This window comes from Pseudomonas sp. 31-12, from assembly GCF_003151075.1.
GTDB lineage: Bacteria > Pseudomonadota > Gammaproteobacteria > Pseudomonadales > Pseudomonadaceae > Aquipseudomonas.
The window spans coordinates 2966974-2980699 of sequence record NZ_CP029482.1; the positions used below are offsets into that span (position 1 = coordinate 2966974).

Below are 13726 nucleotides of genomic sequence, written 5' to 3' on the forward strand. Positions count from 1 at the left end.
CATGCGCCTGTTCGCTGTGTTGATCAGCGCCGTGTTGCTGTGCTGCCAGGTCGTGCAGGCGCAGGTCCGTACCTATGACGAAATGATCGCCACCGGGGAGCTGAAAGTGGCTGTCTACAAGGACTTCGCCCCCTACAGTTTTGAAGACGCCGGCCAGCCCCGCGGGGTCGATGTCGAGCTCGCCGCAGCCTTGGCCAAAGCGCTGGGTGTGCGCCTGACGTTGATCTGGGCGCCCGCCGGCGAGAAGCTCGATGACGACCTGCGCGATTACATCTGGCGGGCCAGTCAGTTGCACGATCTGCAACTGGCCGACCTGATGATGCGCGTGCCATACGACCGCGATTACGCGCAAAAACGCAACGAAGTGGGTGAACTGGAAAACGGCCATGTGGTGATGTTCGGGCCGTACCAGAACGAACAATGGCAAGTCGCCTATGACCGCCGCCGTCTGGAATCGGTGGGCAGCGTCGCCGTGTTCGAACACCACCCGATCGGCGTCGAAGTCGACAGCGTGCCGTCGTTCTACCTGACCTCGGTGTTCAGCGGCATGCTTGCCGGCAAGACTCACCACTATCCCGGCGTGCCCCAAGCGTTTGCGGCGATGAAGGCCGGCGAAGTCGACGCAGTCATGGCCATGCGCGGCGAGATCGACTGGCAGGTTCATGAAGCCAAGGACCCACAAGTGACCTTGGCGGAAAACGCCTACCCGAACATGGGCAAGCAGCTCTGGGAGATCGGCATGGCGGTGCACGAAAGCAACCGTCAACTGGCCTATGCCGTGGAAGAGGCGCTGGAGGTGTTGATCCGCGAGGGTGCGGTCAAAACCATTTATGGCCATTACGGCCTGCGCTATGACGTGCCAGAGATGTATCAACAGTGAACTGGCGAGCGAGTTGCCTGTTGCTCTGCTGGCTACCCTTGGCCGCGCATGCTGGCGCCGTCGAGCCGGGCAAAGACCCGGTGCCGTCGGTGATGTGGGCGTTCTATCACAAGCAGATGCTCGGCGATGCACCGTTCATTTTCGATGACCGGGTGAAGCTGCTGGCACCGCCGTTTGCCGAAGACGCCCGGCAAGTGCCACTGGAAATCGACGCCCGTGCGTTCAAAGGCGAGGTGGTGAAAATCCTCGCCTGGGCGGAACTCAATCCCTTGCCGAAGATCGTTGATTTCCAACCGGTCGACCGCGTCCTGCCGTGGCTGTCGATCCGCATTCGTATCGAGCAGGCCACGCCGTTGCGCGCGGCAGTGCTGACCCGTGATGGGCTCTGGCATGTCGGCTCTACGTTGATCGATGCGGCGGGCGGCGGATGCACGGCGCCGAGTGTGGTGCGCACCCAGCCAGGCTGGGAAGACCACATCGGCGAAGTGCTGGGCGGTCGTTATCCCCGTGGCGAATTCAGCCGTGTGCGCCTGCAAGTGGCGCATCCGATGGACAACGGCATGGTCAGCGGCATCCCGGAATTTTTCATCAACCATGCCGAACTGCGCGACCAAAACGATCAGTTGCTGGCTCGTCTTGAACTGTTTCCCGCCGTCAGCGAAAACCCCAGCCTGGCCTTCGACATCGAGGGGGCAGGGCAGACGCGCCTGTTGCTGCGCGACAACAGCGGCAATCAATTCGATGCGGCCATACCCTGACCCCAAGGAGCGCGTGATGCGCTGGATGCTGCTGTTGTTTTTGAGCCTGAGCCTGCCGGCCCTGGCGGACCTTGACTATGAACTCAAGCCCCGGCAGATCGCCGAAGACACCTGGCTGCTGGAAGGCAGCACCGATAATTTCGCCAAGGCCAACGGCGGCAACATCGTCAATACCGCGTTCATCGTCACCGAACGCGGGGTGGTGGTGATCGATACCGGGCCGTCGAAACGTTATGGCGAAGCAATGCGCAAAGCCATTGCCGCGACCACCGACAAACCGGTGATCGAGGTGCTGCTGACCCATCACCATCCCGACCATGTGTTGGGTAACCAGGCCTTCAGCGACGTGCCGATCGGCGCGCTGCCCGGCACCACCGAGCTGCTGCATCAGCAGGGCGACGCCATGGCCGAGAACATGTATCGGCTGGTGGGCGACTGGATGCGTGGCACCGAGGTGGTGTTGCCGACGCGGACGCTGGCACCCGCCGTCCTCAGTTTTGGGAATCATGATCTGCGCCTGCTGAGCCTGGGTGGGCACACCGGCGCGGATCTGGCTATTCTCGACCAGCAAACCGGCGTGCTGTTTGCCGGGGACCTGGTGTTTTACCAACGGGCGCTGACCACGCCCAACAGCCCGGGGCTGTCGGTGTGGCTGGCGGACATCGCCACGCTGCAAGGCTTGCCGTGGACGCTGATCGTGCCCGGCCATGGGCCGGTGGCGACGGACACGAAACCGTTCGAGCAAATGCGCGACTACCTCGGCTGGCTCGATCAGCTGATGCGAGAGGGTGCAGCCAATGGCAGCGACATGGGCGAGATGATCCGCAGTTCCATACCTGAACGGTTCGCGGCGATCAGCCTGAGCCGCTATGAACTGATCCGCAGCGTCAGTCATCTCTATCCTCGCTACGAGCGCGCGCAAATGACCCGTGTCGATTCCACTGCAAACAAATGAACAACACAGATCCAATGTGGGAGTGAGCCTGCTCGCGATGAGGCCCTCACATTCACCATTGATGTCGTCTGACACACCGCCATCGCGAGCAGGCTCGCTCCCACAGGGGGCCGGTGTCGACCGACATATCCGGTGTTGGTCTCATCCGACCCGGTACTAAGGAACTAGCAATCTCAACACTGCGGGCAATTGTTCCAAGGGCGGCGGCGCCGAAGAATCTGCACCAGACCGGGAAAATTTCCCGGGTATAACAAAAACCGCAGAGGTAGCTGTCATGACCCACCCCGCACGTCGCCAACCCTTCGTCCTTAGCGTGCTGCTCAGTGCCATGCTGTTGTCCGGCACCGCGCTGGCCGGCGTCTCCGATCAGGACATTCTCCAGGACCCCAAGAACCCGGAGCAGATCGTCACCAATGGTCTGGGCGTCCAGGGTCAGCGCTACAGCCCGCTGGATACGCTCAACGTCAACAACGTCAAGGACCTGCGGCCGGTCTGGGCGTTCTCTTTCGGCGGGGAAAAACAGCGCGGTCAGCAAGCACAGCCGATGATCAAGGACGGCGTGATGTACATGACCGGTTCCTACTCGCGGGTGTTTGCGGTGGATGCGCGCACCGGCAAGAAGCTCTGGCAATACGATGCGCGCCTGCCCGATGACATCCGTCCGTGCTGCGACGTGATCAACCGGGGCGTCGCGCTGTATGGCGATCTGGTGTTCTTCGGCACCCTCGACGCCAAGCTGGTGGCCCTGAACAAGGACACCGGCAAAGTGGTCTGGAGCAAGAAAGTCGCCGACCACAAGGAAGGCTATTCGATCAGCGCCGCGCCGTTGGTGATCAACGGCAAACTGATTACCGGCGTGGCCGGTGGTGAGTTCGGCGTGGTCGGCAAGATCGAAGCCTACGACCCGAAAAACGGCGACCTGCTGTGGACCCGACCTACCGTCGAAGGCCACATGGGTTACACCTACAAGGACGGCAAAGCGGTAGAAAACGGCATCTCCGGCGGTGAAGCCGGCAAGACTTGGCCTGGCGATCTGTGGAAGACCGGCGGCGCTGCACCTTGGCTGGGCGGTTACTACGACCCGGAAACCAATCTGCTGCTGTTCGGCACCGGCAACCCGGCGCCATGGAACTCGCACCTGCGTCCTGGCGACAACCTCTACTCGTCGTCACGTCTGGCGCTGAACCCGGACGACGGCACCATCAAGTGGCACTTCCAGAGCACGCCACACGACGGTTGGGACTATGACGGCGTGAACGAACTGGTGTCGTTCAACTACACCGAAGGCGGCAAAGAGATCAAAGCTGCCGCCACCGCTGACCGTAATGGTTTCTTCTACGTGCTCGACCGCACCAACGGCAAATTCATCCGTGGCTTCCCGTTCGTGGACAAGATCACCTGGGCCACCGGCCTCGATAAAGAGGGGCGGCCGATCTACAACGAAGCCAGCCGTCCAGGCGCGCCCGGCACCGAAGCCAAGGGCGGTTCGGTGTTCGTAGCGCCGGCATTCCTCGGTGCGAAAAACTGGATGCCGATGGCCTACAACAAGGACACCGGGCTGTTCTACGTGCCGTCCAACGAGTGGGGCATGGACATCTGGAACGAAGGCATCGCCTACAAGAAAGGCGCGGCGTTCCTCGGCGCCGGTTTCACCATCAAGCCGTTGAATGAAGACTACATCGGCGTGCTGCGTGCAATCGATCCGAAGACCGGCAAGGAAGTCTGGCGCCACAAGAACTTCGCGCCGCTGTGGGGCGGGGTGCTGACCACCAAGGGCAACCTGGTGTTCACCGGTACGCCGGAAGGTTTCCTCCAGGCCTTCAATGCCAAGACCGGCGAGAAAGTCTGGGAATTCCAGACCGGCTCCGGCGTCCTCGGTTCGCCTGTGACCTGGGAAATGGATGGCGAGCAGTACGTCTCGGTGCTGTCCGGCTGGGGCGGCGCCGTACCGCTGTGGGGCGGCGAAGTGGCCAAGCGCATCAAGGACTTCAACCAGGGCGGGATGCTCTGGACCTTCAAACTGCCCAAAGACCTGGTCGTGGCCAAGCACTGATTGCTGCCACTGATCTAAATACCTACACAACCTGTGGCGAGGGAGCTTGCTCCCGCTCGGCTGCGAAGCAGTCGTAAAACCAGCCGATGCGGTATGACAGATGAACCGCAACGTCTGGGTTTGGGAGCGCTTCGCACTCCAGCGGGAGCAAGCTCCCTCGCCACAAAAACCTGCTGATCCCCGGACACCTTCTACTACCAAATAACGAGAGTCCCCCTGCCAACGGCGCATTCGTCTGGCGCGCGAGGCTCTCTACTATCGGTTCATCGCCTGTTTGCCCGACAGGCATCGACCCAGACAGAGGCCCACCATGATCTATGCACAACCTGGAACACCCGGCGCCGTCGTGACCTTCAAACCGCGCTACGGCAATTTCATCGGCGGCGAGTTCGTTGCCCCGGTCAATGGCGAGTACTTCACCAATTCTTCGCCAGTCACCGGCGAAGTGATCGCTGAATTCCCGCGCTCCAGCGCCGCCGACATCGAAAAAGCCCTCGACGCCGCCCATGCTGCAGCAGATGCCTGGGGCAAGACCTCGGCTCAGGATCGCTCGTTGGTGCTGCTGAAAATCGCCGACCGCATCGAACAGAATCTGGAAATCCTCGCGGTCACCGAAACCTGGGACAACGGCAAAGCCGTGCGCGAAACACTGAACGCCGACGTGCCGCTGGCCGCCGACCATTTTCGTTATTTCGCCGGCTGCATCCGCGCTCAGGAAGGCGGCGCCGCCGAGATCAACGAACTGACCACCGCCTATCATTTCCACGAACCGCTGGGCGTGGTCGGGCAGATCATCCCGTGGAACTTCCCGCTGCTCATGGCCGCGTGGAAACTCGCCCCGGCCCTCGCTGCCGGTAACTGCGTGGTGCTCAAACCCGCCGAGCAGACGCCGCTGTCGATCATGGTCTTTGCTGAGTTGATCGCCGACTTGCTGCCACCTGGCGTGCTGAACATCGTCCAGGGTTTCGGCCGCGAAGCCGGTGAAGCGCTGGCCACCAGCAAGCGCATCGCCAAGATTGCCTTCACCGGTTCTACCCCGATCGGCGCGCACATCATGAAATGCGCGGCCGAGAACATCATTCCAAGCACCGTCGAGCTGGGCGGCAAGTCGCCGAACATCTTCTTCGAAGACATCATGCAAGCCGAGCCGCAGTTCATCGAGAAGGCCGCCGAAGGCCTGGTGCTGGCGTTCTTCAACCAGGGCGAAGTCTGCACCTGTCCGTCCCGTGCGCTGGTGCAGGAGTCGATCTACGACGACTTCATGAAAGTGGTGATGCAGAAGATCGTCAAGATCAAGCGCGGCAACCCGCTGGACACCGAAACCATGGTCGGCGCCCAGGCGTCCGAGCAGCAGTACGACAAGATTCTCTCGTACCTGAAAATCGCTCAGGAGGAGGGCGCCGAGCTGCTCACTGGCGGCGCGGCCGAACGCCTTGAAGGCGATTTGTCGACGGGTTATTACATCCAGCCGACCCTGCTCAAGGGCCACAACAAAATGCGCGTGTTCCAGGAAGAAATCTTCGGCCCGGTGGTGGGTATCACCACCTTCAAGGACGAAGCCGAAGCCCTGGCGATTGCCAACGACAGCGAGTTCGGCCTCGGCGCCGGCCTGTGGACCCGCGACATCAACCGCGCCTACCGCATGGGCCGGGCGATCAAGGCCGGGCGTGTCTGGACCAACTGCTATCACCTGTACCCGGCGCATGCTGCGTTCGGCGGCTACAAGAAGTCCGGTGTCGGCCGTGAAAACCACAAGATGATGCTCGACCATTATCAGCAGACCAAAAACCTGCTGGTGAGCTACGACATCAACCCGATGGGGTTCTTCTGATCTCTTAAGCACACTGAAAAACCTGTGGGAGCGGGCCCTGTGGCGAGGGGGCTTGCCCCCGTTGGACTGCGAAGCAGTCCCCTTTTTCGGGGCCGCTTCGCGACCCAACGGGGGCAAGCCCCCTCGCCACAAAAGCCCGCTCCCACAGTGTTATGTGTGGTGTTGAAGACCGCGCTAACACCCCCTACCAACGCACGCCGCCCTCTCGTCCCAAAGTAGCATTCGATCACTTGGCGCCCCGTGCATTAATGGCTTTACCGGAATCACCCGGCACAAGAAGAGGATTGACCCATGTGGAATAAACCCGCGTTCACCGATCTGCGCATTGGTTTCGAAGTGACGATGTATTTCGCCAACCGTTGATTGTCCACCCGGCCAACCGTGGCGTTGGCCGGGCCTGCCTTCTGGAGGCTCCCATGCACATCCGCGTTCTCGGTTCCGCCGCTGGTGGCGGTTTTCCGCAATGGAACTGCAACTGCCGCCAATGCGCCGGGATGCGCAATGGCAGCCTGCGGGCGCAACGGCGCACGCAGTCGTCGATTGCCCTGAGCGACAACGGTGTGGAGTGGGTGCTGTGCAATGCGTCACCGGACATTCGCGCGCAGCTTGAAGGTTTCCCGGAGCTACAACCGGCCCGTCGCTTGCGCGATACGGCGATCGCCGCGGTCGTCCTGCTGGACAGCCAGATCGACCATTGCACCGGTCTGTTGAGCCTGCGCGAAGGCTGCCCGCATTCGGTCTGGTGCACGGAGCGTGTTCATCAAGACCTGAGCAGTGGCTTTCCCTTGTTCCCCATGCTTGAACACTGGAACGGCGGGTTGCAGTGGCAACCGGTCGCGCTCGACCGTGAATCGTTCACCATCGCGGCCTGCGAACACCTGCAATTTCGTGCGATTCCCCTGGTGAGCAACGCACCGCCGTACTCGCCCAATCGCGGCAATCCGCAGCCGGGCGACACCATTGGCCTGTTTATCGAAGACCTGCGCAACGGCGCCAGCGTGTTCTACGCCCCGGGCCTTGGGCAAATCGACGACGAAGTCCTGAGCTGGATGCAGCGCGCCGATTGCCTGCTGCTGGACGGCACGTTGTGGCGCGACGACGAGATGCGCGTGTGCGAAGTCGGCCAGAGCCTGGGCAGTGAAATGGGGCATCTGCCACAGAGCGGTCCTGGCGGGATGCTTGAGGTGCTTGATGACTTCCCACGCCAGCGCAAGGTGCTGATCCACATTAACAACACCAATCCGATTCTCGATGAAGACTCGGCTGAGCGGGCGTTGCTGGAGCGGCGGGGGATTGAAGTGTCCTACGACGGCATGAGTATTGAGTTGTAGCCGCTGGCCCCATCGCTGGCAAGCCAGCTCCCACAGGGTTCTGCGGTGTTTACAAAAACCTGTGGGAGCTGGCTTGCCAGCGATGAGGCCAGACCAAGCACCGCAGAGCTCCCAGGAGAACCACCATGACAGACCAACCCATGTCCCCCGCCGAATTCGAGCAAGCCCTGCGCGCCAAAGGCGCCTATTACCACATCCATCACCCGTTCCACCAAGCCATGTACGCCGGCCGCGCCACCCGCGAGCAGATCCAGGGCTGGGTCGCCAATCGCTTCTACTACCAAGTCAACATCCCGCTGAAAGACGCCGCGATCCTCGCCAACTGCCCGGACCGCGACGTGCGCCGTGAATGGCTGCAACGCATCCTCGACCACGACGGCGTCCCCGGCAGTGAGGGCGGCATCGAAGCCTGGTTGCGTTTGGGCGAGGCGGTGGGGCTGGACCGTGAGCAAATCCTCTCCCAGGAATTGGTGCTGCCTGGCGTGCGTTTCGCCGTGGACGCCTACGTCAATTTCGCCCGACGCGCCTGTTGGCAGGAAGCGGCCAGCAGTTCGCTCACCGAGCTGTTCGCGCCGCAGATCCACCAGTCCCGTCTCGACGCCTGGCCCGCGCATTACCCGTGGATCGACCCGGCCGGTTATGACTATTTCCGCACACGCCTGAGCCAGGCGCGGCGCGATGTCGAGCATGGTTTGCGCATCACCCTGGCCCACTACGTCACGGTCGAAGGCCAGCAACGCATGCTGGAAATTCTGCAGTTCAAGCTCGACGTGCTGTGGAGCATGCTCGACGCAATGAGCATGGCCTACGAACTGGGGCGCCCGCCGTATCACACCGTGACCTCGGAAAATGTCTGGCACCGGGGGATCGCCCTGTGAACCTGATCGAACAGCCACCCGGGCCGCCCTTGTGGTTACTGGCGGAGCTGACGTATCGCTGCCCGTTGCAATGCCCGTATTGTTCCAACCCGCTGGATTTCGCCCAGCAGGGTGAGGAATTGAGCACCGAAGAATGGATTCGGGTGTTCCGCGAAGCTCGGGAGATGGGCGCCGCGCAACTGGGCTTTTCCGGCGGGGAGCCGCTGGTGCGTCAGGACCTGGCCGAGCTGATCAAGGCTGCGCGGGACATGGGTTACTACACCAACCTCATCACCTCGGGCATCGGCCTGACCGAGCAAAAAGTCCGCGACTTCAAGGTCGCCGGGCTGGACCACATCCAGATCAGCTTTCAGGCCGCTGACGAGCAGGTCAACAACATGCTCGCTGGCTCGCGCAAGGCCTTCGCCCAGAAGCTTGCCATGGCACGGGCGGTGAAAGCCCAGGGTTACCCGATGGTGCTGAATTTCGTCACCCACCGGCACAACATCGACCAGATCGCGCAGATCATCGACCTGTGTCTGGAACTGGAAGCGGACTTCGTCGAACTGGCCACGTGTCAGTTCTACGGCTGGGCCGAACTCAACCGCGTCGGCCTGTTGCCGACCCGCGAGCAATTGCAGCGTGCCGAGCGCATCACCAACGAATACCGTGAACGTCTTGAGGCCGAGGGCCATCCCTGCAAACTGATCTTCGTCACCCCGGACTACTACGAAGAACGCCCCAAGACCTGCATGAACGGCTGGGCCAACCTGTTTCTCGACATCACCCCGGACGGCACGGCGTTGCCTTGTCACAGTGCGCGGCAATTGCCGGTGGAGTTTCCCAACGTGCGCGAGCACAGCATCGCGCACATCTGGACCGAGTCATTCGGCTTTAATCGCTTTCGTGGCGATGACTGGATGAAAGAACCGTGCCGCTCCTGCGATGAAAAGCACAAGGACCTGGGCGGCTGTCGCTGCCAGGCGTTCATGCTCACCGGCGATGCCGAGAATGCCGACCCGGTGTGCAGCAAGTCGGCACACCATGGGGTGATCCTCAAGGCTCGCGATGAAGCGGATGCGCCGGGGCACGGGATGGAACACCTGACGTTGCGTAACGAGAAGGCTTCGCGGCTGATCTATCGCGGCTGAATCAAGGACGACACAAATCCCCTGTGGGAGCGGGCTGCGGTGTTCAGGCGGGAAATGCTACCCATTGGTCTGATTGCATTCGCGGAGGGATGGGTTAGTGTGGTTCTACCTTCAAAACAATAAAAACAGGCTTTCCAATGAGCCAGAGTCTCAGCCAGCTGCGTAAATTCGTTTCGCCTGAAATCATTTTCGGTGCCGGTTGCCGGCACAACGTCGGCAACTGCGCCAAGACCTTCGGTGCCCGCAAGGTATTGGTGGTCAGCGACCCCGGTGTGATTGCCGCCGGTTGGGTGGCCGATGTCGAAGCCAGTCTGCAAGCCCAGGGCATCGATTACTTTCTGTATAGCGACGTTTCGCCCAACCCGCGGGTCGAGGAAGTCATGCTCGGCGCCGAGCTGTACAAGGAAAACCATTGCGATGTGATCGTCGCGGTCGGCGGTGGCAGCCCGATGGATTGCGGCAAAGGCATCGGCATCGTCGTCGCCCACGGACGCAGCATCCTTGAGTTCGAAGGCGTCGATACCATCCGCGTGCCCAGCCCGCCGCTGATCCTGATTCCGACCACCGCCGGCACCTCGGCGGATGTCTCGCAGTTCGTGATCATTTCCAACCAGCAAGAACGCATGAAGTTCTCCATCGTCAGCAAGGCCGTGGTGCCGGATGTGTCGCTGATCGACCCGGAAACCACCTTGAGCATGGACCCGTTCCTGTCGGCCTGTACCGGCATTGATGCGCTGGTGCATGCCATCGAAGCGTTCGTCTCCACCGGCCACGGGCCGTTGACCGACCCGCACGCGCTGGAAGCCATGCGCCTGATCAACGGCAACCTGGTGCAGATGATCGCCAACCCGACCGACATCGCCCTTCGCGAGAAGATCATGCTCGGCAGCATGCAGGCCGGCCTGGCGTTCTCCAACGCGATCCTCGGCGCGGTGCACGCGATGTCCCACAGCCTCGGCGGCTTTCTCGATTTGCCCCATGGCTTGTGCAACGCGGTGCTGGTGGAGCACGTGGTGGCGTTCAACTATAGCTCGGCGCCGGATCGCTTCAAGGTGATCGCCGAGACCTTCGGCATCGATTGCCGTGGCCTCAATCACCGGCAGATCTGCGGGCGTCTGGTCGAGCACCTGATCGCCCTGAAACATGCGATCGGCTTCCATGAAACCCTCGGTTTGCACGGGGTCAGTACCGCCGACATTCCGTTCCTGTCGCAACACGCCATGCACGACCCGTGCATCCTCACCAACCCGCGTGAGTCCAGTCAGCGTGATGTCGAGGTCGTCTATGGCGAAGCCCTCTGACGAGCAGCAACGCGCGCTCGCCGGGCTACTGGGATTAGGCAGCCACTCGGCGCGCAAGAGCCACTACCCGGAACTCGCCGCACGACTGGACGAGCTGGAAGCCGAGCGCAATCGCTACAAGTGGCTGTTCGAAAACGCCGTCCACGGGATCTTCCAGGCCAGCCTCATGGAAGGCATGCGTGCCGCCAACCCGGCCCTGGCGCGGATGCTTGGCTATCAGGATCCGCAAGAGGTGCTGTTTTCGCTGGCCGACCTGGCGAGCAACCTGTTTGTCGGCGGCGCTCAAGAGCTGGAGAAAATCCGTGAAATGCTCCAGCGCGAGCGCAGCCTGCACGGCTATGAAACCCAGTTGCGACGCAAGGACGGCACCAGCCTCGACGTGCTGATGAACCTGCTGCTCAAACCCGACCAGGAGGGGCTGGTGGAGGGTTTTGTCGCCGACATCACCGAACGCAAATTCGCCCAGCAGCGCCTGCAACAACTCAACGACGAACTGGAGCAGCGGGTCACCGCGCGCACCGACGAATTGCTGGAAGCCAACCGCAACCTGCAACAGCAGATCACCCAACGTAAACAGATTGCCCAAGACTTGCGCGATGCCCGGGACGCCGCCGAGGCCGCCAACCGCAGCAAGGACAAATACCTCGCTGCCGCCAGCCATGACTTGCTGCAACCCCTCAACGCCGCGCGTTTGCTGATCTCGACGTTGCGCGAGCGCAAGTTGCCGGATGTCGAGCAGGTACTGGTGGAGCGAACCCATCAGGCCCTGGAAGGCGCTGAAGATTTACTCACCGACTTGCTGGATATTTCCCGGCTCGATCAAGCAGCGGTCAAACCGGACGTCGCGTTGTACCGCCTCGACGAATTACTCGCGCCGCTGGTCTCGGAGTTCCAGTCGGTGGCCGAGGCCGCCGGGTTGAACCTGCGGGTGCACATGGGCGATTACGCCATTCATACCGACCTGCGCTTGATGACGCGGATCCTGCGCAACTTCCTCAGCAACGCCTGCCGTTATACAGATGAGGGCGCCATTCTGCTGGGGGCCAGGCGGCGCGGCGATATGCTGCGCCTGGAAGTGTGGGACACCGGGCGCGGGATCGCGGCGGACCGGCTCGACTCGATCTTCCTCGAATTCAATCAACTGGATGTCGGCCGCGCCGCCGACCGCAAGGGCGTGGGTCTGGGGCTGGCCATCGTTGAGCGCATCGCCAAGATCCTCAACTACCGGATTCAGGTTCATTCGCGGCCGGGACGTGGCTCGGTGTTCAGCATCGACGTGCCGATTTCCCATGAGATCCCGTTGCCGATCAGCCTGGCAGCACCGCAGCCGGGCACGGGCAATCCGTTGCCGGGCAGGCGCCTGCTGGTGCTGGACAACGAAGTGAGCATTCTGGACAGCATGAGCGCGCTGCTCGGGCAGTGGGGCTGCGAGGTGGTGATTGCCACGGATGAACACTCAGCGTTGGCCGCTTTGAAGGGGCGGGCGCCGGAACTGATTCTGGCGGATTACCACCTCGATCACGGCGTCGTCGGCTGTGACGTGGTGCGGCATTTGCGCGAGCATTTCAGTCAGGCGATTCCGGCGGTGATCATCACTGCCGACCGCACCGACCAGTGCCGGCGTTCGTTGCAGCGACTCGACGCGCCGCTGCTGAACAAACCGGTGAAACCCGGCAAGTTGCGTGCGGTACTGAGTCAGATGCTGGGCTGATCAAGCTGGCGATAGTGCAGGCTGAAGCCGAGTTCGACGGATTGACCTTGCTCCAGCAAACGCAGCCCCGGCCGCCCGGGCAAGTGATGGGCGTTGACTGGGTGGCTGACCGGTTCGATGCAGAAAAATCCCATACCCACCGGGCAATAGAGTAGGTAGTAATCGCTGCCGCTGGCCTGGCATTCCAGCTCATAACCGAGCTCGGGTTGCTGGATCAGGCAATGACCGTCCCATTCGCAGAAACCATTGTCGACCAGTGTGTCGGGCAGCACTTTGAGCTGATAAAAGTCCCACTCCGCAGGCAGTGCCATGCGTTCAGTTGGCAGTTTCGATCCATCGCATAGCCAGGCTTTTTCAGCCTTGGCCTTTAGCCGGGTGTTGGCGGTGCGGGGAAAGTACGGGTGCAGTCCGAGGCCATGCCACGCGGGGTGTTTGGCCAGGTGAGTGACGTGCAAATCGATGCTCAATCGGCCCTCGCTCAGATGAAACCGCTGCCGGGCGCGATAGGCGAAGGGGTTTTTGCTGTTGAGTTGCAAGACGACTTCGTCATGGGCCTGCGACACCACCTGCCACGGTTGTTGCCAGGCGCTGCCGTGAATCGGCAGTGGATCGGTGAGGCTGTTGGGCTTCAAGGCGAGCCAGCCATCGGGACAGTCGAAGCCCCCTTCGGCGATTCGGTTCGACCACGGAATCAAGGGGTAGCAACCGAGTTTGCCTGGCAGGCCGGTGTTCAGCGCGTGGGCGTCGTTGTGGCGCAGCAGCGGCTGCCCGGTGCTGCGAACGGTCCAGTTGACGAGGCTGCCACCGAGTTCGGGGGCGAGGGTGAGGTGGGTGAGTTCGTCTGTGAGTTCGATGAGAGTCGTTTTCATGGCGTTCTGCAAAGGAATGTGAAAGTGCT

12 protein-coding genes are annotated in these 13726 nt (G+C 61.8%); 11 read left to right on the forward strand and 1 reads right to left on the reverse strand.

Going from position 1 to position 13726, the window contains the following annotated elements; all coding sequences use genetic code 11:
• Position 1 precedes the first annotated feature (1 nt).
• The 11 genes from DJ564_RS14060 to DJ564_RS14115 all read left to right on the forward strand — a co-directional run bounded on the left by DJ564_RS14060 (position 2) and on the right by DJ564_RS14115 (position 12828).
• Entirely contained in the window at positions 2-880 is an 879-nt protein-coding gene (locus DJ564_RS14060) for an ABC transporter substrate-binding protein (protein ID WP_109630258.1), read from the forward strand.
• Entirely contained in the window at positions 877-1638 is a 762-nt protein-coding gene (locus DJ564_RS14065) for a quinoprotein dehydrogenase-associated SoxYZ-like carrier (RefSeq protein WP_109630260.1), read from the forward strand. The genes DJ564_RS14060 and DJ564_RS14065 overlap by 4 nt, the downstream gene beginning before the upstream one ends.
• 16 nt (positions 1639-1654) lie before the next feature.
• Complete coding sequence (locus tag DJ564_RS14070; RefSeq protein WP_109630263.1) at positions 1655-2593, forward strand: quinoprotein relay system zinc metallohydrolase 1; 939 nt, start codon at positions 1655-1657, stop codon at positions 2591-2593.
• 274 nt (positions 2594-2867) lie between these two features.
• Positions 2868-4646, forward strand: a complete 1779-nt coding sequence (locus tag DJ564_RS14075) for a PQQ-dependent methanol/ethanol family dehydrogenase (RefSeq protein WP_109630266.1) — start codon at positions 2868-2870, stop codon at positions 4644-4646.
• 310 nt (positions 4647-4956) lie between these two features.
• A complete protein-coding gene (locus DJ564_RS14085; RefSeq protein WP_109630268.1) occupies positions 4957-6477 on the forward strand; it encodes an aldehyde dehydrogenase family protein in 1521 nt (506 codons plus the stop codon).
• 291 nt (positions 6478-6768) lie between these two features.
• Positions 6769-6840, forward strand: a complete 72-nt coding sequence (gene pqqA, locus DJ564_RS14090) for a pyrroloquinoline quinone precursor peptide PqqA (protein WP_010455123.1) — start codon at positions 6769-6771, stop codon at positions 6838-6840.
• 53 nt (positions 6841-6893) lie between these two features.
• Complete coding sequence (gene pqqB, locus DJ564_RS14095; RefSeq protein ID WP_109630271.1) at positions 6894-7808, forward strand: pyrroloquinoline quinone biosynthesis protein PqqB; 915 nt, start codon at positions 6894-6896, stop codon at positions 7806-7808.
• 125 nt (positions 7809-7933) lie between these two features.
• Positions 7934-8686 carry a pyrroloquinoline-quinone synthase PqqC gene (gene pqqC, locus DJ564_RS14100; protein ID WP_109630274.1) on the forward strand — a complete coding sequence of 251 codons (753 nt, stop codon included), beginning with the start codon at positions 7934-7936 and terminating at the stop codon, positions 8684-8686.
• Positions 8683-9816: a pyrroloquinoline quinone biosynthesis protein PqqE gene (gene pqqE / locus DJ564_RS14105; protein WP_109630277.1), complete on the forward strand. Its 1134-nt coding sequence runs from the start codon at positions 8683-8685 to the stop codon at positions 9814-9816. Before pqqC ends, pqqE begins: the two co-directional genes overlap by 4 nt.
• A 137-nt stretch (positions 9817-9953) precedes the next feature.
• Positions 9954-11117 carry an alcohol dehydrogenase-like regulatory protein ErcA gene (ercA, locus tag DJ564_RS14110; RefSeq protein WP_109630280.1) on the forward strand — a complete coding sequence of 388 codons (1164 nt, stop codon included), beginning with the start codon at positions 9954-9956 and terminating at the stop codon, positions 11115-11117.
• Positions 11101-12828 carry a NahK/ErcS family hybrid sensor histidine kinase/response regulator gene (locus tag DJ564_RS14115; RefSeq protein WP_109630282.1) on the forward strand — a complete coding sequence of 576 codons (1728 nt, stop codon included), beginning with the start codon at positions 11101-11103 and terminating at the stop codon, positions 12826-12828. The genes ercA and DJ564_RS14115 overlap by 17 nt, the downstream gene beginning before the upstream one ends.
• Here the strand turns inward: DJ564_RS14115 and DJ564_RS14120 are convergent.
• Positions 12813-13697 carry an aldose 1-epimerase gene (locus DJ564_RS14120; protein WP_109630284.1) on the reverse strand — a complete coding sequence of 295 codons (885 nt, stop codon included), beginning with the start codon at positions 13695-13697 and terminating at the stop codon, positions 12813-12815. The two genes, DJ564_RS14115 and DJ564_RS14120, sit on opposite strands and share 16 nt — an antisense overlap.
• Positions 13698-13726: the final 29 nt, after the last annotated feature.

What these genes read in the sequence shown, in the direction of transcription:
- DJ564_RS14120 (WP_109630284.1), bottom strand. Translation starts at nt 13,697, where the DNA reads ATGAAAACGACTCTCATCGAACTCACAGACGAACTCACCCACCTCACC.
- DJ564_RS14070 (WP_109630263.1), top strand. Translation starts at nt 1,655, where the DNA reads ATGCGCTGGATGCTGCTGTTGTTTTTGAGCCTGAGCCTGCCGGCCCTG.
- ercA (WP_109630280.1), top strand. Translation starts at nt 9,954, where the DNA reads ATGAGCCAGAGTCTCAGCCAGCTGCGTAAATTCGTTTCGCCTGAAATC.
- pqqC (WP_109630274.1), top strand. Translation starts at nt 7,934, where the DNA reads ATGACAGACCAACCCATGTCCCCCGCCGAATTCGAGCAAGCCCTGCGC.
- DJ564_RS14115 (WP_109630282.1), top strand. Translation starts at nt 11,101, where the DNA reads ATGGCGAAGCCCTCTGACGAGCAGCAACGCGCGCTCGCCGGGCTACTG.
- pqqB (WP_109630271.1), top strand. Translation starts at nt 6,894, where the DNA reads ATGCACATCCGCGTTCTCGGTTCCGCCGCTGGTGGCGGTTTTCCGCAA.
- DJ564_RS14085 (WP_109630268.1), top strand. Translation starts at nt 4,957, where the DNA reads ATGATCTATGCACAACCTGGAACACCCGGCGCCGTCGTGACCTTCAAA.
- DJ564_RS14060 (WP_109630258.1), top strand. Translation starts at nt 2, where the DNA reads ATGCGCCTGTTCGCTGTGTTGATCAGCGCCGTGTTGCTGTGCTGCCAG.
- DJ564_RS14075 (WP_109630266.1), top strand. Translation starts at nt 2,868, where the DNA reads ATGACCCACCCCGCACGTCGCCAACCCTTCGTCCTTAGCGTGCTGCTC.